We start from the raw sequence: 22,386 nt of genomic DNA on the forward strand, positions 1-22,386 counted from the left end.
AACGGAGACAAGCATGGAAAAGACCTCGCCCCAGCAACTGGCCAGACGCACCATCGCCCTCGTGCTCGCAGGTGGGCGGGGCTCGCGCCTGCACGCCCTGACCGACCGACGTGCCAAACCCGCCGTGTACTTTGGCGGCAAGTTCCGCATCGTCGACTTTGCACTCTCCAACTGTCTGAACTCGGGCGTGCGCCGCATCGGCGTGCTCACGCAGTACAAGTCACACAGCCTGTTGCGCCACCTGCAGCGTGGCTGGAGCTTCCTGCGCAACGAGTTCAACGAGTTCATCGACCTGCTGCCGGCCCAGCAGCGCATGGACGATGAAAGCTGGTACCTCGGCACGGCCGATGCGGTCTACCAGAACCTGGACATCCTGCGCGCGCACAAGCCCGAGTACATCCTGGTGCTCGCGGGCGACCACATCTACAAGATGGACTACGCCGGCCTGATCGCCGACCATGTGGCACTGGGCAAGAAGTGCACCGTGGCCTGCATCGAGGTGCCGCTGGCCGAGGCCACGGCCTTCGGTGTGATGGACATCGATGCCGACCGCAACATCGTGCGCTTTCTGGAGAAACCGGCCCAGCCGCCGCACATGCCGGGCCACCCCGACATGGCACTGGCCAGCATGGGGGTCTATGTGTTCAACACCGAGCACCTGTTCGAGGCGCTCAAGCGCGATTCGGGCACACAGGGGTCCAGCCGCGATTTCGGCAAGGACATCATCCCGGCCATGGTGGCCGCTGGCGAAGCGGTGGCCCACCCGTTCGGCATGTCGTGCGTGAAGAGCTCACCCGAGGCGCCCGCGTACTGGCGCGATGTGGGCACGGTGGATGCCTACTGGGCGGCCAACATCGACCTCACCGGCACCATTCCCGAGCTGGACATGTACGACCGCGAATGGCCGATCTGGACCTACCAGGAGCAACTGCCGCCGGCCAAGTTCGTGTTCGACGACGATGGCCGCCGCGGCTGCGCCGTGGACTCGCTGGTGTCGGGCGGCTGCATCATCTCGGGCGCGCTCGTGCGCCGTTCAGTGCTGTTCTCCCGGGTGCGGGTGCACTCCTACGCCACGGTGGAAGAATCCGTCGTCCTCCCCGAGGTCGACATCGGGCGGGGTTGCGAATTGCGCAAGGTGGTGATCGACAACGGCTGCGTGATCCCGGATGGCATGAAGATCGGCGTGGATGCGGAAGAAGACGCGCGGCGCTTCTTCCGCACCGCCAGCGGCGTGGTGCTGGTCACCCGGGCCATGCTCGACAAACTGGCATGAAGCCCAAAGTCCTCTACGTCTGCTCCGAGGTGTTCCCGCTGCTCAAGACCGGCGGGCTGGCCGACGTCAGTGCGGGCCTTCCTCCCGCGCTCACAGCCCTGGGCGCCGATGTGCGCCTGCTGCTGCCCGCATTTCCCCGCGTGGTGGAAGGCGTCACACCCGAAGGCCCGACGCTGCTCGTGCCGCCCGGGGGCAGCCCGGGCCTGCCGGCGGGCGTGGGCCCACAGGCCACATCGGCCCACGGGCCCACCCCCTGGCTGCGCGCCGGGCGCATCACCGAGAGCGGCACCCCCGTGTGGCTGCTGCATGCGCCCGGGCTCTACGAACGCGGCGGCAACCCGTACCTGGACCCGTCCGGCCAACCCTGGCCCGACAGCGCCGAGCAGTTCGCATGGCTGGGCTGGGCGGCGGCCCTGCTCGGCACCGGGCTGCATGCCGCCTGGCTACCCGACATCGTGCACGGCCATGACTGGCACACCGGCCTGGCGTTCGCCTACCTGCGCGAACTGGCGCGCACGGCAGAGCACCGCCCGGCCACCGTCTTCACGGTGCACAACCTGGCCTATCAGGGCGTGTTCAACGCCGGCCTGCGCCCTCGCCTGGGCCTGCCCGACGGGCTTTTCCACCTGCAGGGCCTGGAGTTCCATGGCCAGATCAGCTTCATGAAAGCGGGGCTGAAGTACAGCGACGCCATCACCACCGTGAGCCCGACCTATGCGCGCGAAATCACCGGCGCCGAACAGGGCTGCGGGCTCGACGGCGTGCTGCGCCAGCGCCAGGCGCATTTGCACGGCATCCTGAACGGCGTGGACGACGCGGTGTGGAACCCGCAGACCGACCCGCTGGTGCAACCGGGCTTCGATGCCGGACATCTGGATGGCAAGGCCCGGGCCAAGGCCCGGCTGCAGCAGCGCATGGGGCTGGAGCCCCGGGCCGATGCCCTGCTGTTCTCGGTCGTGAGCCGCCTCACCGAACAGAAGGGCCTGCACCTGCTGCCGGCGGTGGTGGATGAGCTGGTCCAGCGCGGCGGGCAACTCGCGGTGCTCGGTTCGGGCGATGCGGCCATCGAGCGGGCGCTGCGCGCCTGTGCCCAGCGCCACCCCGCGCAGGTGGCGCTCACCGTGGGGTACGACGAAGCGCTGGCGCATACCGTCATCGCCGGCGCCGATGTGATCCTGCTGCCCTCGCGCTTCGAGCCCTGCGGCCTCACCCAGCTGTACGGTCTGCGCTACGGCACGCTGCCGCTGGTGCGCGCCGTGGGCGGGCTGGCCGACACCGTGGTCGATTGCAGCCTGGAAAACCTGGACGACGGCAGCGCCAGCGGCTTCGTCTTCCGCGACCTCGACGTCCCCGGCCTGCTCTCGGCCCTGCGCCGCGCCTTTGCGCTGCGGCGCCGCCCGGTGGAGTGGCGCGCCGTGCAGCGGCACGGCATGTCGCTGCGCTTTGGCTGGGAACGCGCGGCGGCCGACTACCTGCGCGTCTACACCGCCGTGCTGCCCTCACCCGGCGGCCCCTGAGCAGCCTGCACGTTTATTGCTTCCGCCTTCAGCACCACCACGCACACCCCACCGCCATGTCCGACACCCAACCGACCGCCGACCCTGTCACGTTCGAATACGACCATCTCGACAACGACGTGGATGCGTTGCGAAAGTCGATCACCAACCAGTTGATCTACACGGTCGGCCGCGACCAACGTTCGGCCAATTCGGCCGACTGGTTCTTCGCCCTCTTCCACGCGGTGCGCGACCGCATGATGCACCGCTGGCGAGAAACGCTCGCCACCGCGCAGGACAGCGACGCCAAGCGGGTGTACTACCTCTCCATGGAGTTCCTCACCGGCAGAGCGCTCACCAACGCGCTGCTCTCGGTGGGCATCATGGACGAGGCGCGCACCGCCTGCACCCAGCTGGGGCTTGACTTCGACGCCCTGATCGACCTGGAAACCGATGCCGGTCTGGGCAACGGCGGCCTGGGGCGCCTGGCGGCCTGTTTCCTCGACTCCATGGCCACCGTGGGCGTGCCCGGCATGGGCTACGGGATCCGCTACGACTACGGCATGTTCGCGCAGCGCATCGTGCACGGCCGCCAGGTGGAAGAGCCCGACTACTGGCTGGTGAACGGCAACCCGTGGGAATTCATGCGCCCCGAGTTCAGCTACCCGGTGCATTTTGGCGGGCGCCTGGTGCAGGCGGGCGACGATGTTCGCTGGGTCGAAACCGACGACGTGGTCGCCACCGCCTACGACACCGGCGTGCCCGGCCACGAACTGCGCAGCGTGGCCACCATGCGGCTGTGGACCGCGCGTGCCACCAGCGGCATCAACCTCGACGCCTTCAACAAGGGCGACTACATGCGCGCCGTGGAAGCCAAGAACGCGTCGGAAAACGTCTCGCGCGTGCTCTACCCCGATGACAGCACCGACCACGGCAAGGAGCTGCGCCTGCGCCAGGAGTACTTCTTCGTCAGCGCCTCGCTGCAGGACATCGTGCGCCGCTTCAAGAAGCACCAGGGCAACTTCGACCTGTTCGCCGACCGGGTGGCGATCCATCTGAACGACACCCACCCCGCCCTGGCCGTGCCGGAGCTCATGCGCCTGCTGGTCGACGAGCAGCGCCTGGAGTGGGACAACGCGTGGAATATCTGCAAGAAGGTGTTCAGCTACACCAACCACACGCTGATGCAGGAAGCGCTCGAGACCTGGCCGGTGGACATGATGGGCCGCCTGCTGCCGCGCCACCTGCGCATCATCTACGACCTGAACGCGAACTTCCTGGCCGAGGTGCACGAGCGTTTCCCCGGTGAGAACGACCTGCTGCGGCGTGTGTCGCTGATCGACGAGCGTGGCCAGCGCCGCGTGCGCATGGCCTACCTCTCGGTGCTCGCCAGCCACAAGGTCAACGGCGTGTCGGCCCTGCACAGCCAGCTCATGGTGCAGACCATCTTTGCCGACTTCGCGCGGCTCTACCCCGAGCGCTTCTGCAACAAGACCAATGGCATCACGCCCCGGCGCTGGCTCTCGCAGGCCAACCGGCCCCTGGCAGGCCTGATCGACGCACGGATCGGGACCGACTGGCGACGCAACCTCGACGAGCTGGCGCAGTTGCGCCCGCTGGCCACCGATCCCGAATTCGTGAGCGCGTTCCAGGAAGCCAAGGCACAGAACAAGCGCCGCCTGGCAGAACGCATCGCCGCCGAGACCGGCGTGATCGTCAACCCGAACAGCCTGTTCGACGTGCAGATCAAGCGCATGCACGAGTACAAGCGGCAACTGCTGAATGTGCTGCACGTGGTCACGCGCTACCAGCAGATACTGGCGCGGCCTCACGCCGACTGGGTGCCGCGCACGGTGGTGTTTGCCGGCAAGGCGGCCTCGGCCTATTTCATGGCCAAGCTGGTGATCAAACTGATCAACGACGTGGCGCGCGTGGTCAACCACGACAAGCGCATCGGCGACAAGCTCAAGGTGGTCTTCATCCCCAACTACCGCGTGTCCCTTGCCGAGGTGATCATCCCCGCAGCCGACCTGTCCGAACAGATTTCCACGGCCGGCACCGAGGCTTCTGGCACGGGCAACATGAAGTTCGCGCTCAATGGTGCGCTGACCATCGGCACCTGGGATGGCGCCAACATCGAGATTGCCGAAAACGTCGGGCTGGAGCACATCTTCATCTTCGGCCACCGCACCGAGCAGGTGGCCGCCCTGCGTGCCAGCGGCTACAACCCGCGCCGCTACTACGACAACAACTACGACCTGAAGACCGCCATCGACCGCATCGCCGAGGGCGCCTTCAGCCCGGAGGAACCGGGACGGTTCCACGACATCACGCGCACGCTGCTGGAGTCCGACTACTACCTGCTGCTGGCCGACTACAGCGACTACCTGGCCACGCAGCACAAGGTGGACGAGCTCTACCGCAACCCGGCCGAATGGACCCGGCACGCGATCATGAATGTGGCCGGCATGGGCGCCTTCTCGTCCGACCGCACCATCCGTGAGTACGCCAGCGAGATCTGGAACGTCAAGCCACTTTTCCCCTGAGGAGCGACCGTCCCCCGGGCGCGTGCCAGAATCGGCCGGATGTGGCGGTCATGGCAACGCGTGAAATGGTGGCTGGGCGGCGGACTCCTGCTGTCCCTCGCGGGCGCGGTGCTGCTGGCGCGCCTGTCGCTTGACGATCAGCGCGCGCTTTTCGAGACCGATGCGCGCATCGTGCACCGGCTGCTCAGCCAGCAGGTGGTGCAACACGACGCGATGCTGGCCACGCTGGCGCTGCTGCAACCGGCACCCGACAGCAGCAGTGGCGCCTCCTCGCCCGAGCAGCGCCTGCCGGTGCTCTACCCGCAGATCCTGGCCGTGCAGCGGCGCGCCCCCGGCCAGCACTGGAGCGACCCGTTGCTGGCGCAGGCCGAAACCGTTTCGCGCCAGACGCGCAGGGCCGCGCTGGGCGGCCTTGATCTGCCCGATGGCCGCTACCAGCTGGTGCTCGCGGCCACACCCACCAGCTATGCGCTGACCATCGACATGCGGGCCATGGTGCCCTGGTCCGAATGGCCGATGCAGGCCGACACCAGCCCGGTGCGCGTGACACTGGAGCACGCCGACCAGGCCTTCGTGGTCCAGGCCGGCGCCCATCCCGGCACACCACCATCGCGCGGCTGGCATTTCGCCTTTCACAAGGTACTGGCCGCAGAAAGCCAGCCCTTCGACGTCGCGGCCACCCTCACAGTGGGCTGGGGCCAATTGCCCTGGGGCCTCATGCTGGGCTGGGTGCTGGCCGTGGCGGCGGTACTCGCCACGCTGCACCACCTGCAGCGGCAGCGCAGCGCGCGGCGGCGTGCCGAAGAGCTGCTGCGGCTGGGCCAGGTGGCGCGCCTGAACACCCTGGGCGAACTCGCGGCAGGCATGGCGCACGAACTCAACCAGCCGCTGACGGCCGTGCTGGCGAACACGCAAGCCGCGCAGCGCTTGCTGAATGAAGAGCCCCCCGAACTGGGCACCGCGCGCGATGCCATGCGGCAGGCCGCCGCCCAGGCGCGGCGCGCCGCCGAAGTGGTGGGCCGCCTGCGCCAGGCCGTGGAGCGGCCGGGCCGCAGCGGTCAGCACCAGCCGGTGCCGGCGGTGGAAGCGGTGCGCCGCGCACTGTACTTGCTGGAACCCGAATGCCAGCGGCGAGGCGTGGTACCGACGCTGGACGCGGCGCAGGCCGTCACGGTGCTGGCCGATCCGATCGCGCTGGACCAGATCGTGCACAACCTCATCCTGAACGCGCTGCAGGCGCTCGAGCAGGTGCCGGTGGCGCGGCGTCAACTCATGCTGACCGTGTCGACCTCCGAGGGGCGTGGCGAGATCACCGTGGCCGACAACGGGCCCGGCATTCCCCCCGAGGTGCTGCCGCGCCTGTTCGAGCCGTTCTTCTCCACGCGCGAAGGTGGACTCGGCCTCGGCCTGAGCCTGTGCGAGACGCTGGCGCAAGGCATGGGCGGCACGCTCAGTGCCGGCAATGCCCCGTCGGGTGGCGCGGCATTCCGCCTTCAAGTCCCTCTGGCCAGCCGCACGCCATGACCACCACGCCCGACACGCTGTCCCCCACCGTGCACCTGATCGACGATGACCAGGCGGTGCGCGACAGCCTGGCCCTGCTGATCGGCACCGTGGGCCTGCGCGTGCAGCCCTGGAGCGACCCGCAGGCCTTTCTGGCGGACTTCGATCGCGAAGGCATCGGCGCCATCGTGCTCGACGTGCGCATGCCCGGCATCAGCGGACTGAGCGTGCTTGACACGCTGGTGGCGCAGGGGGTGGACCAGCCGGTGATCATGCTCACCGGCCACGGCACCGTGGACATGTGCCGCCGCGCCTTCAAGGCGGGCGCTGCCGAATTCCTGGAAAAGCCCGTGGACGACGAGGCCTTGCTCGAAGCCCTGCAGAACGCAGTGCGCCAGCATGTGCGCTCGCGCCAGCGCCACCAGGCCGACCGCGAGGCGCGCGAGCGCTACGCGCAGCTGTCCGAACGCGAACGCGAGGTGCTCGGCCTGATCGTCGAAGGCCTGACCAACAAGGAGATCGGCCGCGCGCTCAGCCTGTCGCCGCGCACGGTGGAAACCCACCGCGCCAACCTCTTCGCCAAACTGCAGACGCCTTCACTCGCGCATCTCATCCGCCACTACGCTGCCCTGGTGGACACCGACGACACGGCGGAGGGCAAGGGCGCTGCGTAGTTCTACGGAGGGCCGCGCGTAGCCGCCCGAATGGCGTTTCGGCACCCGGATTTCTACAGTTCTCCCACGGTTGATCGAACCGTTTCATACACACCGGAGAACACCATGCAAACCTTCGCCAAAGCGTCCATCCTCGCCCTGTCCCTCGCCGCCGCCAGCCTGGCGAGCGCGCAAAGCGTGCGGGTGGAGAAAAACATGTCGCTCGACCTCGCGACCCAGATCGCGGCCGCCACCGTCGCATCCTGCACCGCAGCAGGCTACAACGTGGCAGCCACGGTGGTCGACCGCGCCGGTACCGTGCGCGCGGTGATGCGCGCGGACAACGCCGGCCCGCACACGCTGGAAGCCAGCCGCCTCAAAGCCTACACCTCGGCCTCGGCCAAGAACAACACGCTGGCCATGATGGAGGCCGCACAGAAGAACCCGGCCGCCGCCAACCTGGTGAACATCCCCGGTTACCTGCTGCTCGGCGGCGGCGTGCCGGTGAAGGTGGGCAACGAGGTGATCGGTGCCGTGGGTGTGGGTGGCGCACCGGGCGGCCATCTGGACGAACAATGCGCGATCGCCGCCATTGACAAGGTGAAGGACCAGCTGAAATGAAACGCCGCACGCTGATCACCGGCTGGCTGGTGGCCACGCTTGCCGCCACCGCGCCCGCCTGGGCGCAGGTGGGCCCCAGCCCCGGCGAAGCCGCTGCGTACAGCGGGCTGCACGCCGCCGCCCAGCAGGGCGATGCCGCCAAGATCGCACGGCTGGCGGCCTCGGGCGCGGCGCTGAACGCCACGGACGCGCGCGGCCGCACGCCGCTGCATGTGGCCACCTTTGCGCGGCAGCGCGAGGCGATCCGCGCGCTGGTGAAGGCCGGCGCGGACATCAACCGGCTGGAGAACGACCGTTACGACGCGGTGACGATTGCCTCGGTGGCCGACGACGAAGAGAGCTTGCGCCTGTTGTTGCAGCTGGGCGCGAGCGCGAAGCAGACCACCAGCCGCTACGACGGCACGGCACTGATCGCGGCCGCGCACCTGGGTCACGATGGTGTGGTGCGGCAGTTGATCGCGGCCGGCGCCCCATTGGATCACGTGAACAACCTGCACTGGACGGCCACCATCGAGTCCATCGTGCTGGGCGACGGTGGTGCTCGCCATCAGTCGACGCTCAAGGCGCTGATCGATGCGGGAGCAAATCTGCAACTGGCGGATCGCACGGGGCAGACGCCGTTGGCGTTGGCCCGGTCACGTGGGTATTCGGCGATGGTGGCGATGCTGGAGAAGGCGGGGGGACAGTGAGTTTTCGCTCCTGGGCTTCTTCGCTCGCCACCTGAGCGCCAGGGGTGACGGGCTCCGCGGCTGTCCCCCGGCGGCTGGAGCCGCCTCCTCCTTTTATGCCGCTGCGCCCGCCACCCCTGTCACTCAGGCCGCCACCGCGCGGGCCAGCGAACGCTGCGCACCAACCAAGCATCGGTTCGGGGACCGTGGGCGCTCTGCGCAGCGGAATAAAAGGAGGAGGACCGGCGAAGCCGGTCCGGGGGACATCCGCGGAGCAGAGCGCCCACGGTCCCCGAACCCGCGAGGCCTTCGAACGAAAGAGAAACGCTCAGGCCAGCGCGACCCGAGCGAACTTCCGCTTGCCCACCTGCACCACGAAAGTGCCCGCAGGCAGCTTCAACCCCTTGTCGCTGATGACAGCGCCATCCACCCGCACACCGCCGCCCTCGATGAGGCGGTTCGCCTCGCTGCTCGAAGGCGCCAGGCCAGCCGACTTCAGCAATGCCGCAATGCCCAGCGGCGCACCCGACAGGGAGACTTCCGGAATCTCGTCCGGCACACCGCCTTTGCTGCGGTTGATGAAATCCTGCTCCGCCGCGTCCGCTGCCGCTGCGCTGTGGAAACGCGCCGTGATCTCCTTGGCCAGCGCCACCTTCGCATCCTTCGGATTCGCGCCTTCCGCAATCGCCTGCTTCAGCGATTCGATGTGCGCTATCGACTTGAACGACAGCAGCGTGTACCAGCGCCACATCAGCGTGTCCGAAATGCTCAGCACCTTCGCGAACATCGAATTGGCTTCTTCCGTGATACCGATGTAGTTGTTCTTGCTCTTGGACATCTTGTCCACGCCATCCAGCCCTTCCAGCAAGGGCATGGTCAGGATGCACTGCGGCTCCTGGCCGTACTCCGCCTGCAGATGCCGGCCCATCAGGAGGTTGAACTTCTGGTCGGTGCCGCCCAGCTCCAGGTCGCTCTTGAGCGCCACCGAGTCGTACCCCTGCATCAGCGGGTACAGGAACTCGTGCACGCTGATCGGCGTACCGGCCGTGAAACGCTGGTGGAAATCATTGCGCTCCATCATGCGCGCCACCGTGTACTTGGCCGCGAGCTGGATCATGCCCATTGAACCCAGCGGCAGGCTCCATTCGCTGTTGTAGCGGATCTCGGTCTTCGCCGGGTCGAGCACGAGGCTCGCCTGCTTGTAGTAGGTCTCGGCGTTGGCCTTGATCTGTTCCGGCGTGAGCGGGGGACGGGTGTTGTTGCGGCCGGAAGGGTCGCCGATCAGGCTGGTGAAGTCGCCGATCAGGAAGATCACCTGGTGCCCCAGATCCTGCAGCTGGCGCATCTTGTTCAGCACCACCGTGTGGCCGATGTGGATGTCAGGGGCCGTCGGGTCCAGCCCCAGCTTGATGCGCAGTGGCTGGCCGCTGGTTTCCGACTGTGACAATTTTTTGACCCAGTCGGCCTGAGGTATCAATTCTTCACACCCCCGCAGCGTCACGCTCAGTGCCTCCTTGACACCGTCCGTCAGGGGGGCGGATTTCTGAGAACTTTCGGCGTCGTTTGAGAGAGCGGTCATAGGGGTTTTTTCAGATGCGGGAGGGGGTGCGCTGGCTATACTGCCGGGTGCTGTTGACGGATTTTAGTTGGCGCGCTTTTTGCACGATATCAAGTCAGTTCGTCACCGCCCGGGCGATTGAGTGAACTTGTTCCGCCTCAACCGCTCTTTTTTTGTGCGCGCGGCCCCACACATGCGGGCCGGCCTTACCGGAAACAACGATTTTGATCCGTTCGCTACTCCACACGCTGGCACCCATTGCCGAAGCCACCACCCAGAGCCTCGCCCGGCACCCCCGTCGCATCATGGGGGTTCTGGGCGTTCTGCTGCTGGGCACCGGCGTCACCGCCTTCGGCATCGCTCCGCTGGCCCCCGATGCTTCCGACCTGCCGGTCCGCCAGGTCGTCGAGGCGCTCGAAACGCCCAACCAGCAGGCCATTGGAGGTCTTGCTGACGCGCAAACCGCCGCCCCGCTGGTGTTGTTCCGCAGCGAGACCACCCGCCGCGACGACACCGCCCAGAGCCTGTTGCAGCGCCTGGGCGTGCTCGACACCCAGGCGCAGGCCTTCCTGCGCAACGACCCCGCCGCCCGTCAGCTGCTCGGCCGCACCGGTCGTCTGGTCAACGTCGAAGCCACCGATCGCCAGGCCCTGCTCCGCCTCACGGCGCGCTGGCTCTCGGCCGACGAAGGCAGCTTCACCCGCCTGGTGGTCGAGAAGGACGCGCAGGGTGCGCTGACCTCCCGCCTCGAACAGGGCACGCTCACGGCCTCGGCCCGCCTGGCCAGCGGCGTGATCCGCAGCTCCCTGTTCGCCGCCACCGACGCGGCCGGCATCCCCGACCCGGTGGCCATCCAGCTGGCCGAAATGTTCTCCAGCAACATCGACTTCCGCCGCGACCTGCGGCAGGGCGATCGCTTCAGCGTGGTGTACGAGAGCCTGGAAGCCGATGGCGAGAGCCTGCGCACCGGCCGGGTGCTGAGCGCGGAGTTCGTCAACGAAGGCAAGGCGCACAGCGCGGTCTGGTTCGAGGAAGCCGGCCACAAGGGCGGCTACTACGGCTTCGACGGCCAGAGCTCGCGCCGCTATTACCTCGCCTCGCCGCTCGAGTTCTCGCGCGTGAGCAGTGGCTACGGCATGCGCTTCCACCCCATCACCGGTGGCCGCAAGGCCCACATGGGTGTGGACTACGCGGCCCCCACCGGCACCCCGGTGCGCACGATCGGCGATGGCACGGTCGAGTTCGCAGGCGAGCAGCGCGGCTACGGCAACGTCATCTACATCAAGCACCGCAACAACCAGATGACCGTGTACGCCCACCTCAGCCGCATCGGCGTGCGCAAGGGCCAACGTGTGAGCCAGGGTGATTTCATCGGCGCGGTCGGCTCCACGGGCGCGTCCACTGGCCCGCACCTGCACCTGGAATTCCGCGACAACGGCGTGCACGTGGACCCGCTGTCCATTGCCCGCCAGAGCGAGTCCGTGCCCGTACCCGCGGGACTGCGCCAGCGCTTCGATGCCGTGGCCCAGCTGCAGCGCATGCAACTCAGCGCTGCGGCCAGCATCCAGCAGGCCAGCGCCCAGTAGACCGGCGCGTCATCCCCCAACAAAAAAGGAGCCTCTGGCTCCTTTTTTGTTGGGGGATGGGGGAAAGAAGTCAGATCAGACGCTGAAGCTCGATCCGCAGCCGCACGTGGTGGTGGCGTTGGGGTTCTTGATGACGAACTGGGCGCCTTCGAGGTCTTCCTTGTAGTCGATCTCGGCACCCACCAGATACTGGTAGCTCATGGCGTCGATCAGCAGGGAAACGCCGTTCTTCGTCATGGTGGTGTCGTCCTCGTTGACGATCTCGTCGAACGTGAAACCGTACTGGAAACCCGAGCAACCACCGCCTTGCACGAACACGCGCAGCTTCAGATCGGGATTGCCTTCCTCGGCCACCAGTTCGGCCACTTTCGCCGCTGCGCTGTCGGTGAAGACCAGCGGAGCCGGCATGTCGGTCTGGATGTTTTCGGCCACAGCGCTCATGGGGATACCTCTTGAATGGGAATCGGGTGCCTAGCACCCAAGAACGGCCAATACTAAGACAAAACGCTCGGGTATGTGCTCAGCCGTTGTTTGCCGCCAGCTTCAGTGTGGGTTTGTCCTCGATTCCGCCGGCCATGGGCTTGAGCTGGCCGGAAATGGTGGCGCCCTGGTGCATTTCCAGCGCCTTGTAGGACACATCCCCCTCGATGCGGGCTTTCGGCTGAAGTTCCAGCAGCTCGAAGGCCAGCACAGGGCCTTTCACATGGCCGTTGATGATCACATGGTCGGCGTGGATCTGCCCGGTCACGACCGCGACCTCGCTGATCACGAGAATGCTGGGCTTCTCGTCGCTTGCGCGCAGATCGCCCACCACCTCTCCGTCGATGCGCAGGCCATCGTGGAAGAACACGTTGCCTTCGATGCGGGTGCCCTGGGCAATGAGGCTTTTGATGGGGGGCTGCTTTTTCTTGGCAAACATGAGGTTCTCCCGACGGCGGACCGTGGTGGTTACAGGTTGAAGGATTGCATGGACCTGACCGAGCTGCCCTGCAGGATTTTGGCGGTCACGTTTTCTACCACGGCCTGCTCGGGCACGTCCACAATGCCTTCCATGCGCAGATAGCCCTTGATCACCACCGGCTGCGGCGCGGGCGCCGACTGGGCAGACCAGGGCTTGCCCTCAAGTGTGCCAACGAAGGTCACCTCCAGCGCGCCCTTGAAGTCGGGCGCGTTCTTGCCAGGTTGCATCATGAGCACCTGCCACTTCAGCTGCGAGGGCGACAGGCGCTCGGCCTGCAGGCCCCGGATGCTCAGCGAATCGCCACCCGAACCGGGAATCAGGCGTTCGAAGAAGCCAAGGTCGCTGCGCAACATTTCATTGTCGGCCTGCAACTGCCGCAGCTGCATCGTCAGTTGCTCCTGCGCGCTGCGCTCCGCGATCAGCAGGCTGTCCGATGTGTTCGCCACCGACTGGGCTTCGCTCAGGTCGGTGCGCAGCATCTGCACCTCGCGGCGCAACTGCTGTAACTCCTCCTGGGCGTTGCGGTCAAGTCCCGCGATGTCCTTGCCAAACTCAAAGGCCCAGACCGCAACCGCGGCGGAGAAGCCCAGAAGCAACGCACCCAGCACCCACAGGAACGGCCAAGGCAGGGCGCTGCGCACCGACACGCGCGGTGCACTCACCGTCAGCCGTCTGCGCAACAGGCGAAAGCGCATTCAGATCTTTCAAAGTGCAAGCAAACGCAAGCAGACTCCAGAAAGCAAAAACCGCCCGAAGTGTGAACTTGCAGGCGGTTTCTGGGGCATGTGCAGCTTGCTTTAGCGCTTGCTGAACTGCTTGCGGCGGCGCGCGGAGCGCAGACCGACCTTCTTGCGCTCGACCTCGCGGGCATCGCGCGTCACGAAGCCGGCTTGCGACAGGCCGGACTTGAGTGCCGCGTCGTAGTCGATCAGGGCGCGGGTGATGCCGTGGCGCACGGCGCCGGCCTGGCCGGATTCACCACCACCATGCACGTTGACCTGGATGTCGAAGGTTTCGGCATGGTTGGTCAGCAGCAGGGGCTGCTTGGCGATCATGATGGAGGTCTCGCGGCCAAAGTAGGCCTGGATGTCCTTGCCATTGACCGTGATCTTGCCGGTGCCTTTTTTCAGAAACACGCGGGCGACGCTGGACTTGCGACGGCCGGTGCCATTGTTCCATTCACCAATCATCTCAAGGCTCCTTTAGATTTCCAGCACTTGCGGCTGTTGGGCGGTGTGGGGGTGCTCTGCACCACCGTACACCTTGAGCTTCTTGATCATGGCGTAGCCGAGCGGGCCCTTGGGCAGCATGCCCTTGACGGCCTTCTCGAGCGCGCGACCAGGGTGCTTGGCCTGCATGTCACGGAAGTTGGTGCCATAGATACCGCCGGGGAAGCCCGAGTGGCGGTAGTACACCTTGTCCAGGGCCTTGTTGCCCGTGACACGGAGTTTGGCTGCGTTGATGATGACGATGAAGTCACCGGTATCGACGTGAGGCGTGTAGATGGCCTTGTGTTTGCCGCGCAGACGGAGAGCAACTTCACTGGCTACTCGTCCGAGGACCTTGTCGGTCGCGTCAATCACAAACCACTCGTGCGTCACGTCAGCGGGTTTGGCGCTGAACGTCTTGGTCATGAGTTTTCTCTTGAAGAGTTGGTTTGGCGGCTCTTTTCCACGGTCGGTCGTTCTCTGGCGGAACGCTCTTAGGTGGGGTTTGAATGCCTCGCCGCGGAGCCAGCAATTCGCTGCGAAGCCCTCCATTGTACGAAATTCCCCATGCGGATGGCAAACCGCCTGTCTCCAAGGCCCGGGTGACGGGGGCGAACGGCTACCATCGGCGCATGTTCAGCTACCGACACGCCTTCCACGCCGGCAACCACGCCGACGTGCTCAAGCACATCACGCTCATCGCCACGCTGCGCCACCTGATGCAGAAGGAAGCGGGGCTGACGCTGATCGACACCCACGCCGGGGCCGGCCTCTACCGGCTGGATGGCGACTACACGGAAACCGGAGGCGAGGCACGGGATGGCGTTGTCAAGCTGATGGGCGCCCTGCGGGCTGTCGACCGCCCTGCGGCCCAGGCGGTCTCGCCAGCGATCGACGACTACCTGGATCTGATCGCCAGCTTCAATCCCTCCGGATCGTTGCGGGTCTACCCGGGGTCGCCTTTTGTCATGCACCACCTGCTGCGGGCCGAGTCGCGCGACCGCCTCAAGCTGTTCGAAGTGCATCCGACCGACAGCCGGACCCTGTCCGCCAACATCGGGCAGCTCGAAGCCGGACGCCAGATCGCAGTCGCACGCCAGGACGGCTTCGAAGGCGTCAAGCCTCTGCTGCCCCCGCCTCCGTCGGCCACCGGCTCCAAGCGCGCCTTGGTCCTGATCGATCCCAGCTATGAGATCAAGAGCGATTACGGGAAAGTGAGCGCCTGCATACAAGAATTGATCAAGCGGTTCCCGACCGGCACCTACCTGGTCTGGTACCCGGTGATCCCCCGGCCGGAGGCGCACGACCTGCCACGCCGGCTGCGCACGCTGTCGAACCAGGCTCAGAAACCCTGGCTGAATGCCACGCTGGCGATTGGTCAGGATCCGACACACGGCCCGGACGACCGCCCCGGGCTTACCGCGAGCGGCATGTTCGTGATCAACCCGCCGCACACCCTCAAGGCCACCCTGCAGGCCGCGCTGCCCCAGTTGCTGGAGCACCTGGGCCGCGGGCGCGGCAAGTCACAGGCGGTGGAGTCCGGCGGCTGAAGCGGCCGGTCACCTCGGCCGTGCCAGGAGCATGGTCCAGTAACGGCCGTAGGTGGTGCCGCTGCGCTGCACGCAGGCCACGGCCACATCGCGGGGCTGGGCGTTCATGATGTTGGAGCAATGGCCGGGGCTGGCCAGCCAGCCGTTCATCACCACCGCGACCGACGACTGTCCCGCTGCGATGTTCTCGCCCACCCACGACCACGCGTAGCCTTCCGCAGAGACGCGCTGCGACATGCTGCGGCCATCCAGCCCTGTGTGGGAGAAGTAATTGTTCGCGGCCATGTCGGTGGAATGCCGTGCGGCCGCCGAGAACAGCTGGTCGTTCCACGTCAGCGGCGCGACCGCAGGCATGGCCGTGCCGCCACAGCTGCGGGCCACGGCGCGTGCGTCATTGATCGCCTGCAGCAGGTTGTTGCGGAAATCGGGCAGGCCGCAACTGGTGGCGGCGTCCAGCGCCACGAGGGTCGCCCCCCCTCCCACCGTTCCAGAACCACCCGATGAGCTGGGTGGCGAAGGCGTTCCGACGGACCCCCCCGTTCCTGCGCTTTCACCGCCACCGCCTCCACCGCAGGCGGCCAAGGCCAGCAGCGCAGCACTGGCCCCCGCCAGACAGGCGGCGCGGCGCGGAGAAGAAGAGGAGACGCGTTTCAGCGGGGAAGCGAGGTAGGGCATGCGCTCACTCTACGGTCGGGCAGCCAGCGTCGGGTAAGCGGATGTAGCCCTTCACCACTCTTCGGCTGGGCACCGCCGCCGTTCCGCAAACCGCCTGGCGGGTGTTGCATAATTAGCCGACCGATCGGTCGGCTAATTGGCTATACTGCCCCTCAGCCACCCCACTGGCCCAGGAGACACGCATGTACACGCAGTCATTCAACGTTCCGGATGCGGAGGCGAAGTCCACCGCGCCACTCAAGGCGGTGCCGCATGACACGGCCCTGCAGTCGCATTTCGATGCCGTGATCGACGCCGACGGCAAGATCGAACCGCGCGACTGGATGCCCGACGCTTACCGCAAGACGCTGGTGCGCCAGATCAGCCAGCACGCGCACAGCGAGATCGTGGGCATGCTGCCCGAGGGCAACTGGATTTCGCGTGCGCCCAGCCTCAAGCGCAAGGCGATCCTCGTGGCCAAGGTGCAGGACGAGGGTGGGCACGGCCTCTACCTCTACAGCGCGGCCGAGACGCTGGGCACCAGCCGGGACCAGATGTTCGACGCACTGCACAGCGGCAAGGCCAAGTACAGCTCGATCTTCAACTACCCCACGCTCACCTGGGCCGACGTGGGCGTGATCGGCTGGCTGGTGGACGGGGCAGCGATCATGAACCAGATCCCCTTGTGCCGCTGCAGCTATGGCCCGTATGCGCGCGCCATGATCCGCGTCTGCAAGGAAGAAAGCTTCCACCAGCGCCAGGGCTTCGAATCCCTGATGAGCATGATGCAGGGCACGGCCGAACAGAAAGCGATGGTGCAGGACGCTGTGAACCGCTGGTGGTGGAAGTGCCTGGCGATGTTCGGGCCGCCGGACGCCGACAGCCCCAACAGCGTGCAAGGCATGCGCTGGGGCATCAAGCGCATCAGCAACGACGACCTGCGCCAGAAGTTCGTCGACGCCACGGTGCCGCAGGCCGAGGTGCTGGGTGTCACCCTGCCCGACCCGGACCTCAAGTGGAACGAGGCGCGCGGCCACCACGACTATGGACACATCGACTGGGACGAGTTCTGGTCCGTGGTCAATGGCGACGGCCCCTGCAACAAGGAACGCCTGGCCACCCGGGTGAAGGCATGGGACGACGGAGCCTGGGTGCGCGAGGCCGCCCTGGCCCACGCGCGCAAGCAACAGGAACGCCGCATGAAGGAGGCCGCATGAACGCACCCACACTCAAGGAATGGCCGCTCTGGGAAGTGTTCGTGCGCAGCAAGCAGGGCCTGGAGCACAAGCACTGCGGCAGCCTGCACGCGAGCGACGCGCAGCATGCCCTGCATCTGGCGCGCGACGTGTACACCCGCCGTCAGGAAGGCGTGAGCATCTGGGTCGTGCAGTCCAGCAGCATCACCGCGAGCGAACCCGACAGCAAGGACAGCTTCTTCGATCCCGCCGCCGACAAGGTATACCGGCATCCCACGTTCTACGACATCCCGGACAAAGTGGGGCACATGTGATGGCCTCGACGACGCATGCCCCGATCGGCTACCTCCTGCATCTGGCCGACAACGCACTGGTGCTGGGACAGCGCAATGCCGAGTGGTGCGGCCATGGGCCGATCCTCGAAGAAGACCTGGCCCTGGCCAACAACAGCCTGGACCTGCTCGGGCAAGCCCGCCTGCTCTACCAGCACGCGGCCACGCTCATCAACGCCGATGCCGATGCGCGCCAACGCTTTGAACACCTGCGAGGCGCACGCACCGACGGTGCGGTCACGGAAGACACGCTGGCCTATTTCCGCGACGCACACGAGTTCCACAACCTCACCCTGCTGGAGCTGCCCCACAGCGGCCCGCTGGCGGGCACCGCTTCCGGCGACCGCGACTACGCGACCACCATCGTGCGCAATTTCCTGTACAGCGCATTCATGGTGCATTTGTGGGATCGGCTGCAGGCCTCTGCGGACACGCAACTCGCTGCGATTGCGGCCAAGTCGCTGAAGGAGGTGCGCTACCACTTGCGCCACGCCAGCGACTGGCTGGTGCGCTTTGGCGATGGCACGGACGAATCGCACGCCCGCGCACAGGCCGCGCTCGACCATCTGCTGCCCTACTGCCAGGAGTTCTGGACCGGCAGCGAAGCCGAAGGGGCCGCGCTGGCCAACGGCACAGGCATCGAAGTGGCCGGCCTGCAGGCCGACTGGAACGCGCTGGTGGACGAAACCGTGCAGGAAGCGACACTGCGGCGCCCATCCGGGCAAGGCTATGTGACACAAGGCAAGCGCGGCGTGCACTCCGAGCACATGGGTTTCCTGCTCGCGGACATGCAAAGCCTGGCGCGTGCGCACCCTCAGGCCGTGTGGTGAGAGATGGACGCAGTGCTCGCCCTCTCCAACTCCGCCCAGGCTGCGATCCGTGACGCGCTGGCGAACCTGACGGACCCCGAGATCCCGGTGGTCAGCCTCAGCGAGCTCGGCATCCTGCGCGGTGTGCGCGTGGGCGATGACGGCACACCGGAGGTGGTGATCACACCGACCTACAGCGGCTGTCCGGCGATGGGGCAAATCGAGGACGATGTGCGCGCCGCACTGGCGAACGCTGGCCTTGAAGCGCGCGTGGTCACGCAGCTCGCGCCAGCCTGGACCACCGACTGGATGACCGAGGGTGCACGCGAAAAGCTCCGGGCCTACGGCATCGCGCCGCCACGGTGTGGCAGCGCAACCGCGAGCCGGCCAGCCGCGCTGAAGTTCTCCCGCCAGGCCCTGCGCCACGACGACGTGCCCTGTCCGCAGTGCGGCTCCGTGCACACCACCGAGACCTCGCCTTTTGGCTCCACCGCCTGCAAGGCGATGTACCGCTGCCTCGACTGCCTGGAGCCCTTCGACTACTTCAAACCGTATTGACGCCATGAGCACAGCCCCACGAGGTTTCCACGAGTTGCCCATCGCCCGCATCAGCCCCGAGGCGGCCGGCGCCGTGGCGATCACCTTTGCCGTGCCCCCAGGGCAACGCGAGACCTTCGCGTTCGAGCCCGGCCAGTTCCTCACCGTGCGCGCCCACATCGCCGGACAGGAGGTGCGGCGCAGCTACTCGATCAGCAGCCCGCGCAGCCTGCTCGCGCAGCGCGGCGAACTCACGCTGGGCATCCGCCCGGTGGAGGGCGGGGTGTTCTCCAACTGGGCCGCCACGGCACTGAAGGCGGGCGACACCTTGCAGGCCATGCCACCGGACGGCCGCTTCACCGTGCACAAGCCACGGGCCGTGCACCGTGTGGGCTTCGCGGCCGGCTCGGGCATCACGCCCATCCTGTCGCTGATGGCGAGCACGCTCGAAGAGTCGCCCCCCTCGAAATTCACCCTGGTGTACGGCAACCGGCGCATGGGCAGCGTCATGTTCAATGAGGCGCTGCAGGACCTGAAGGACCGCTACGCGGACCGGCTCACGCTGATCCACATCCTCTCGCGCCAGGCACAGGAAGTGCCGTTGCTCGAAGGCCGCATCGATGCCGACAAGGTGCGCGCGCTCATCGGTACGCTGCTGCCCGTGGCCAGCATGGACGAGGTGTTCATCTGCGGCCCCGAAGCCATGATCGAGGTGACCGAGAAGGCCCTTCTCGACGCCGGCGTGCGCCCGGATCGCCTGCACACCGAACGCTTCACCTCACCCACGCTCGACGCACTGCCCGCCTCGCAACGCCGGGCGGCCGTGCCCGGCCAACCCGCCGTGCATGCCAAAGGTGATGTGGCCCTGACGGTGGTGCTCGATGGCAAGCCGCACGAACTGCGCATGGGTCGCGACGAGCGTGTGCTCGACGTGGCGCTGAACGCCGGACTCGACCTGCCCTGGTCCTGCCGCGGCGGCGTGTGCTGCACCTGCCGCGCCAAGGTGATGGAAGGCGCGGTCCAGATGGAGCGGAACTTCACGCTCGAGCCCTGGGAAACCGACAAAGGTTTCGTGCTGAGCTGCCAGGCCCGACCCACCACCGACAAGGTCGTGGTGAGTTACGACGAGCGCTGATCGCGCTCGCTCAGAAACGCCAGCCCAGGCCCACGCCGACCAGCACCGGGTCCACCTTGAACTGGCCGATCTTCGTGCCGCCCGCACTCACGTCGGTCTTGATGAAAACCTTCTTCACATCGATGTTGAGGTAGAGGTTGCCCGAGAGCGGAATGTCCGCGCCCACCTGCAACGCGGGACCGAAGCTGTTGCGCTTCACATCGGCGGCGCCACCCAGCACGTTGACCGAACTGAAGCGCGTGTAGTTCACACCCGCCCCCACGTAGGGCTTGAAGCCGGGGGCGTCGAAGTGGTACTGCACGGTGAGCGTGGGCGGCAAATGGCGCAGCGAACCGATGTCGGTACCGTTCGACGAGAGCCTGTGCTTCTGAGGCACCGTCAGGATGAGTTCGGCGGCAATGTTCTTGCTGAAGAAATAGCTGACGTCGACTTCCGGCAGCGTCTTGTTGTTGATGGCCAGGCCCAGGCCGGTGCTGTCCTTGTTGGCGCTGTCCAGGTGCACGGCGCGTGCGCGCACGAGCACGGAGCCTGCCTGGAAGTCCTGTGCGGGGGCGGCGCCGGAAGCAAGCAGGCAGGCAGAGGCCATGGCGGACATGGCGATGTGGTGTGCTTTCATGATGGTCTTCTGTGAAACGTTGACACGGGAGAATCCCCGGGCTCATTACAGAAGACCGTACCGGGTGCCGCGTTGCGCCACATCAAACCCGAAACCGGCCCGGCGCCCCGCCACACGCGATGCTTGATGCAGGTCAAGCCGCCAGGGAATGGCGGTTCATTCGGGGAACAGCGCCACCCGGCCGACACCGCTCTGCACGATGCCCAGCGTCGAGGCCGCGGCGCGGCTGAGATCGATGATGCGTCCCGGCACATGCGGGCCCCGGTCGTTGATGCGCACCGTCACCTCCTTGCCGGTGCCGATGTGGCGCACCCGCACCAGGGTGCCGAACGGCAAGGTCTTGTGGGCGGCGGTGAGCTGGTTCATGTCGAACACTTCGCCGCTGGCGGTGCGGCGTCCGTGAAAGCGTTCGCCATACCACGACGCCAGTCCGCGTGCGATCTCGCCATCGCGCACGCCCGGCTCGGTGACCACCGGGCCATCGCCGGGATCGGGCAACGACGGCGCACGCGTCGCGCAGCCCCCCAGCCACAGCACGGTGGCCAGCGCAATGGCAAGTGCAGGCTTGAGGCTCATGTGGGTTTCGGCTTCCGATCCATATCCATCGTGTTCAGGTGCGGCAGAGGGTGGGAGTGCGGACCATCGCACAGGTTCCCCACCACGTCCAGCCACAAGGGCTGAATGGACGCACGGCCGTCAGCGACCGGTTTCCGGCGTCTGGAACCGCCGACTCAGTGCGGGCCACGCCTTCGCCCAGCAGCAATGGTGGTCGAAGTCCGGCTCCACATGAACCACGGGGGCGGGAGCGGCCTCCGGGTTCTGGTCGGTGCTCGCGCCGAGAAAGCTTTTCAGCACGGTGTCGGGCACCACGCGGTCCCGCTGCCCGGTGAAGTGCCATTGCGGCAGGCGCGCGAGACGCGAAGCCATGTCTTTCGGATTGAGGGAACCGTGCAAGGGCGACAGGTGCTGCTGCTGCGTCCACAGCTCGCTGTCCAGCGTGCCGGCCACAGTCACCAGGGCCACCACGTCGCGGCGCCGCTCGGCGAGCAAGGCCGCCACGGCGGCACCTCCTGAGTAACCCACCAGCACCAGCGACGATGCACCGTACTCTCGTTTCAGCTGGTCCAGGGCCAGGCCCATCGCACCGGTCACCTCGGGCGCAAAGCGGTGGCTGCCCCAATAGCGTGGGTGGCATCCCTTGAAGGCCGGGCCCTCGGTGTACTGGCAGGGTCGGGCCAGGTAGACCGCCCGGGCACCGGCATCCGCAACGGCCAGGCGCAACGCCAGTGGGTCGATGGGTGTCGGCGCGAACGATGGCGTGTGCCGGTCCACCCAGGCCAGGCCGTCGCCTTCGATGTACACCGTGAGCTGCGATGCGCGCTGCAGGCGAGCGGGCACGAAGGCCTGGAGGTCGAACACCGGGCCAGACAGCAGCAAGGGCCGCCAATCCTGCGCGGCGGCCCATGCCCGGGCGTTGGCCGTGC

The 22,386-nt window shown here is 66.8% G+C and carries 24 protein-coding genes; 14 read left to right on the forward strand and 10 right to left on the reverse strand.

Annotated elements, in window-relative coordinates; all coding sequences use genetic code 11:
- Positions 1 to 13: 13 nt before the first annotated feature.
- The 7 genes from glgC to J2X09_RS05165 all read left to right on the forward strand — a co-directional run bounded on the left by glgC (position 14) and on the right by J2X09_RS05165 (position 8,781).
- Complete coding sequence (gene glgC, locus J2X09_RS05135) at positions 14 to 1,273, forward strand: glucose-1-phosphate adenylyltransferase (RefSeq protein ID WP_204732826.1); 1,260 nt, start codon at positions 14 to 16, stop codon at positions 1,271 to 1,273.
- Positions 1,270 to 2,790 (forward strand): glycogen synthase GlgA, encoded by a 1,521-nt coding sequence (gene glgA, locus J2X09_RS05140; protein WP_204732825.1) that lies wholly within the window; start codon positions 1,270 to 1,272, stop codon positions 2,788 to 2,790. The genes glgC and glgA overlap by 4 nt, the downstream gene beginning before the upstream one ends.
- 56 nt (positions 2,791 to 2,846) lie before the next feature.
- Positions 2,847 to 5,315, forward strand: coding sequence for a glycogen/starch/alpha-glucan phosphorylase (locus J2X09_RS05145; RefSeq protein ID WP_204732824.1), 2,469 nt, complete (start codon positions 2,847 to 2,849; stop codon positions 5,313 to 5,315).
- Positions 5,316 to 5,354: 39 nt separating this feature from the next.
- Positions 5,355 to 6,839: a sensor histidine kinase gene (locus J2X09_RS05150; RefSeq protein WP_204732823.1), complete on the forward strand. Its 1,485-nt coding sequence runs from the start codon at positions 5,355 to 5,357 to the stop codon at positions 6,837 to 6,839.
- Complete coding sequence (locus tag J2X09_RS05155) at positions 6,836 to 7,492, forward strand: response regulator transcription factor (protein WP_204732822.1); 657 nt, start codon at positions 6,836 to 6,838, stop codon at positions 7,490 to 7,492. The genes J2X09_RS05150 and J2X09_RS05155 overlap by 4 nt, the downstream gene beginning before the upstream one ends.
- A 105-nt stretch (positions 7,493 to 7,597) precedes the next feature.
- Positions 7,598 to 8,092: a GlcG/HbpS family heme-binding protein gene (locus tag J2X09_RS05160; protein ID WP_204732821.1), complete on the forward strand. Its 495-nt coding sequence runs from the start codon at positions 7,598 to 7,600 to the stop codon at positions 8,090 to 8,092.
- Positions 8,089 to 8,781 (forward strand): ankyrin repeat domain-containing protein, encoded by a 693-nt coding sequence (locus J2X09_RS05165; RefSeq protein ID WP_204732820.1) that lies wholly within the window; start codon positions 8,089 to 8,091, stop codon positions 8,779 to 8,781. Before J2X09_RS05160 ends, J2X09_RS05165 begins: the two co-directional genes overlap by 4 nt.
- Positions 8,782 to 9,088: 307 nt before the next feature.
- Here the strand turns inward: J2X09_RS05165 and tyrS are convergent, their stop codons facing one another.
- Positions 9,089 to 10,339, reverse strand: a complete 1,251-nt coding sequence (tyrS, locus tag J2X09_RS05170; protein WP_204732819.1) for a tyrosine--tRNA ligase — start codon at positions 10,337 to 10,339, stop codon at positions 9,089 to 9,091.
- A gap of 203 nt (positions 10,340 to 10,542) precedes the next feature.
- On the opposite strand from tyrS, the gene J2X09_RS05175 reads away from it, so the two are divergent.
- Positions 10,543 to 11,904: a M23 family metallopeptidase gene (locus J2X09_RS05175; RefSeq protein ID WP_310307641.1), complete on the forward strand. Its 1,362-nt coding sequence runs from the start codon at positions 10,543 to 10,545 to the stop codon at positions 11,902 to 11,904.
- A gap of 75 nt (positions 11,905 to 11,979) precedes the next feature.
- Here the strand turns inward: J2X09_RS05175 and erpA are convergent, their stop codons facing one another.
- From erpA to rplM, 5 genes are all read right to left on the reverse strand, one after another.
- Complete coding sequence (gene erpA, locus J2X09_RS05180) at positions 11,980 to 12,345, reverse strand: iron-sulfur cluster insertion protein ErpA (protein ID WP_204732818.1); 366 nt, start codon at positions 12,343 to 12,345, stop codon at positions 11,980 to 11,982.
- 79 nt (positions 12,346 to 12,424) lie between these two features.
- Positions 12,425 to 12,823: a bactofilin family protein gene (locus tag J2X09_RS05185; protein ID WP_204732817.1), complete on the reverse strand. Its 399-nt coding sequence runs from the start codon at positions 12,821 to 12,823 to the stop codon at positions 12,425 to 12,427.
- Between the two features lie 29 nt (positions 12,824 to 12,852).
- Positions 12,853 to 13,560 carry a DUF6776 family protein gene (locus J2X09_RS05190; protein ID WP_204732816.1) on the reverse strand — a complete coding sequence of 236 codons (708 nt, stop codon included), beginning with the start codon at positions 13,558 to 13,560 and terminating at the stop codon, positions 12,853 to 12,855.
- A gap of 102 nt (positions 13,561 to 13,662) precedes the next feature.
- A complete protein-coding gene (rpsI, locus tag J2X09_RS05195) occupies positions 13,663 to 14,055 on the reverse strand; it encodes a 30S ribosomal protein S9 (protein WP_204732815.1) in 393 nt (130 codons plus the stop codon).
- 12 nt (positions 14,056 to 14,067) lie between these two features.
- Positions 14,068 to 14,499 carry a 50S ribosomal protein L13 gene (rplM, locus tag J2X09_RS05200; RefSeq protein WP_137917360.1) on the reverse strand — a complete coding sequence of 144 codons (432 nt, stop codon included), beginning with the start codon at positions 14,497 to 14,499 and terminating at the stop codon, positions 14,068 to 14,070.
- A gap of 206 nt (positions 14,500 to 14,705) precedes the next feature.
- Between rplM and J2X09_RS05205 the strand changes: the two genes are divergently transcribed.
- The gene (locus J2X09_RS05205) at positions 14,706 to 15,623 is read left to right on the forward strand and encodes a 23S rRNA (adenine(2030)-N(6))-methyltransferase RlmJ (RefSeq protein WP_204732814.1); all 918 of its coding nucleotides are present in this window, start codon (positions 14,706 to 14,708) and stop codon (positions 15,621 to 15,623) included.
- Between the two features lie 9 nt (positions 15,624 to 15,632).
- Here J2X09_RS05205 and J2X09_RS05210 read toward each other — a convergent pair whose 3' ends face one another.
- Positions 15,633 to 16,298, reverse strand: a complete 666-nt coding sequence (locus J2X09_RS05210; RefSeq protein WP_310307645.1) for a CAP domain-containing protein — start codon at positions 16,296 to 16,298, stop codon at positions 15,633 to 15,635.
- Positions 16,299 to 16,480: 182 nt separating this feature from the next.
- On the opposite strand from J2X09_RS05210, the gene paaA reads away from it, so the two are divergent.
- The 5 genes from paaA to J2X09_RS05235 are packed head-to-tail and all read left to right on the forward strand — an operon-like array spanning position 16,481 to position 20,286.
- Complete coding sequence (gene paaA / locus J2X09_RS05215) at positions 16,481 to 17,494, forward strand: 1,2-phenylacetyl-CoA epoxidase subunit PaaA (RefSeq protein ID WP_204732813.1); 1,014 nt, start codon at positions 16,481 to 16,483, stop codon at positions 17,492 to 17,494.
- On the forward strand, positions 17,491 to 17,787 hold the full coding sequence (gene paaB, locus J2X09_RS05220; RefSeq protein WP_204732812.1) for a 1,2-phenylacetyl-CoA epoxidase subunit PaaB: 297 nt from the start codon (positions 17,491 to 17,493) through the stop codon (positions 17,785 to 17,787). Before paaA ends, paaB begins: the two co-directional genes overlap by 4 nt.
- The gene (gene paaC / locus J2X09_RS05225) at positions 17,787 to 18,635 is read left to right on the forward strand and encodes a 1,2-phenylacetyl-CoA epoxidase subunit PaaC (RefSeq protein ID WP_204732811.1); all 849 of its coding nucleotides are present in this window, start codon (positions 17,787 to 17,789) and stop codon (positions 18,633 to 18,635) included. Before paaB ends, paaC begins: the two co-directional genes overlap by 1 nt.
- Before the next feature lie 3 nt (positions 18,636 to 18,638).
- Positions 18,639 to 19,172 (forward strand): 1,2-phenylacetyl-CoA epoxidase subunit PaaD, encoded by a 534-nt coding sequence (gene paaD / locus J2X09_RS05230; protein ID WP_204732810.1) that lies wholly within the window; start codon positions 18,639 to 18,641, stop codon positions 19,170 to 19,172.
- Positions 19,173 to 19,176: 4 nt separating this feature from the next.
- Positions 19,177 to 20,286 carry a 2Fe-2S iron-sulfur cluster-binding protein gene (locus tag J2X09_RS05235; RefSeq protein WP_204732809.1) on the forward strand — a complete coding sequence of 370 codons (1,110 nt, stop codon included), beginning with the start codon at positions 19,177 to 19,179 and terminating at the stop codon, positions 20,284 to 20,286.
- A gap of 10 nt (positions 20,287 to 20,296) precedes the next feature.
- Here J2X09_RS05235 and J2X09_RS05240 read toward each other — a convergent pair whose 3' ends face one another.
- From J2X09_RS05240 to J2X09_RS05250, 3 genes are all read right to left on the reverse strand, one after another.
- Positions 20,297 to 20,902: an OmpW/AlkL family protein gene (locus tag J2X09_RS05240; RefSeq protein ID WP_204732808.1), complete on the reverse strand. Its 606-nt coding sequence runs from the start codon at positions 20,900 to 20,902 to the stop codon at positions 20,297 to 20,299.
- Between the two features lie 156 nt (positions 20,903 to 21,058).
- Positions 21,059 to 21,478, reverse strand: a complete 420-nt coding sequence (locus J2X09_RS05245) for a septal ring lytic transglycosylase RlpA family protein (RefSeq protein ID WP_204732807.1) — start codon at positions 21,476 to 21,478, stop codon at positions 21,059 to 21,061.
- Positions 21,479 to 21,598: 120 nt separating this feature from the next.
- Positions 21,599 to 22,339: an alpha/beta hydrolase gene (locus tag J2X09_RS05250; RefSeq protein ID WP_204732806.1), complete on the reverse strand. Its 741-nt coding sequence runs from the start codon at positions 22,337 to 22,339 to the stop codon at positions 21,599 to 21,601.
- Positions 22,340 to 22,386: the final 47 nt, after the last annotated feature.

The sequence above is a fragment of the Hydrogenophaga laconesensis genome (assembly GCF_031457235.1).
GTDB classification, from domain to species: Bacteria; Pseudomonadota; Gammaproteobacteria; order Burkholderiales; family Burkholderiaceae_C; genus Hydrogenophaga; species Hydrogenophaga laconesensis.

Excerpts from the sequence above, each read along its gene's own strand:
- glgC (WP_204732826.1), top strand. The coding sequence starts at position 14 with ATGGAAAAGACCTCGCCCCAGCAACTGGCCAGACGCACCATCGCCCTC.
- glgA (WP_204732825.1), top strand. The coding sequence starts at position 1,270 with ATGAAGCCCAAAGTCCTCTACGTCTGCTCCGAGGTGTTCCCGCTGCTC.
- J2X09_RS05145 (WP_204732824.1), top strand. The coding sequence starts at position 2,847 with ATGTCCGACACCCAACCGACCGCCGACCCTGTCACGTTCGAATACGAC.
- J2X09_RS05150 (WP_204732823.1), top strand. The coding sequence starts at position 5,355 with ATGTGGCGGTCATGGCAACGCGTGAAATGGTGGCTGGGCGGCGGACTC.
- J2X09_RS05155 (WP_204732822.1), top strand. The coding sequence starts at position 6,836 with ATGACCACCACGCCCGACACGCTGTCCCCCACCGTGCACCTGATCGAC.
- J2X09_RS05160 (WP_204732821.1), top strand. The coding sequence starts at position 7,598 with ATGCAAACCTTCGCCAAAGCGTCCATCCTCGCCCTGTCCCTCGCCGCC.
- J2X09_RS05165 (WP_204732820.1), top strand. The coding sequence starts at position 8,089 with ATGAAACGCCGCACGCTGATCACCGGCTGGCTGGTGGCCACGCTTGCC.
- tyrS (WP_204732819.1), bottom strand. The coding sequence starts at position 10,339 with ATGACCGCTCTCTCAAACGACGCCGAAAGTTCTCAGAAATCCGCCCCC.
- erpA (WP_204732818.1), bottom strand. The coding sequence starts at position 12,345 with ATGAGCGCTGTGGCCGAAAACATCCAGACCGACATGCCGGCTCCGCTG.
- J2X09_RS05185 (WP_204732817.1), bottom strand. The coding sequence starts at position 12,823 with ATGTTTGCCAAGAAAAAGCAGCCCCCCATCAAAAGCCTCATTGCCCAG.
- J2X09_RS05190 (WP_204732816.1), bottom strand. The coding sequence starts at position 13,560 with ATGCGCTTTCGCCTGTTGCGCAGACGGCTGACGGTGAGTGCACCGCGC.
- rpsI (WP_204732815.1), bottom strand. The coding sequence starts at position 14,055 with ATGATTGGTGAATGGAACAATGGCACCGGCCGTCGCAAGTCCAGCGTC.
- rplM (WP_137917360.1), bottom strand. The coding sequence starts at position 14,499 with ATGACCAAGACGTTCAGCGCCAAACCCGCTGACGTGACGCACGAGTGG.
- J2X09_RS05205 (WP_204732814.1), top strand. The coding sequence starts at position 14,706 with ATGTTCAGCTACCGACACGCCTTCCACGCCGGCAACCACGCCGACGTG.
- J2X09_RS05210 (WP_310307645.1), bottom strand. The coding sequence starts at position 16,298 with ATGCCCTACCTCGCTTCCCCGCTGAAACGCGTCTCCTCTTCTTCTCCG.
- paaA (WP_204732813.1), top strand. The coding sequence starts at position 16,481 with ATGTACACGCAGTCATTCAACGTTCCGGATGCGGAGGCGAAGTCCACC.
- paaB (WP_204732812.1), top strand. The coding sequence starts at position 17,491 with ATGAACGCACCCACACTCAAGGAATGGCCGCTCTGGGAAGTGTTCGTG.
- paaC (WP_204732811.1), top strand. The coding sequence starts at position 17,787 with ATGGCCTCGACGACGCATGCCCCGATCGGCTACCTCCTGCATCTGGCC.
- paaD (WP_204732810.1), top strand. The coding sequence starts at position 18,639 with ATGGACGCAGTGCTCGCCCTCTCCAACTCCGCCCAGGCTGCGATCCGT.
- J2X09_RS05235 (WP_204732809.1), top strand. The coding sequence starts at position 19,177 with ATGAGCACAGCCCCACGAGGTTTCCACGAGTTGCCCATCGCCCGCATC.
- J2X09_RS05240 (WP_204732808.1), bottom strand. The coding sequence starts at position 20,902 with ATGAAAGCACACCACATCGCCATGTCCGCCATGGCCTCTGCCTGCCTG.
- J2X09_RS05245 (WP_204732807.1), bottom strand. The coding sequence starts at position 21,478 with ATGAGCCTCAAGCCTGCACTTGCCATTGCGCTGGCCACCGTGCTGTGG.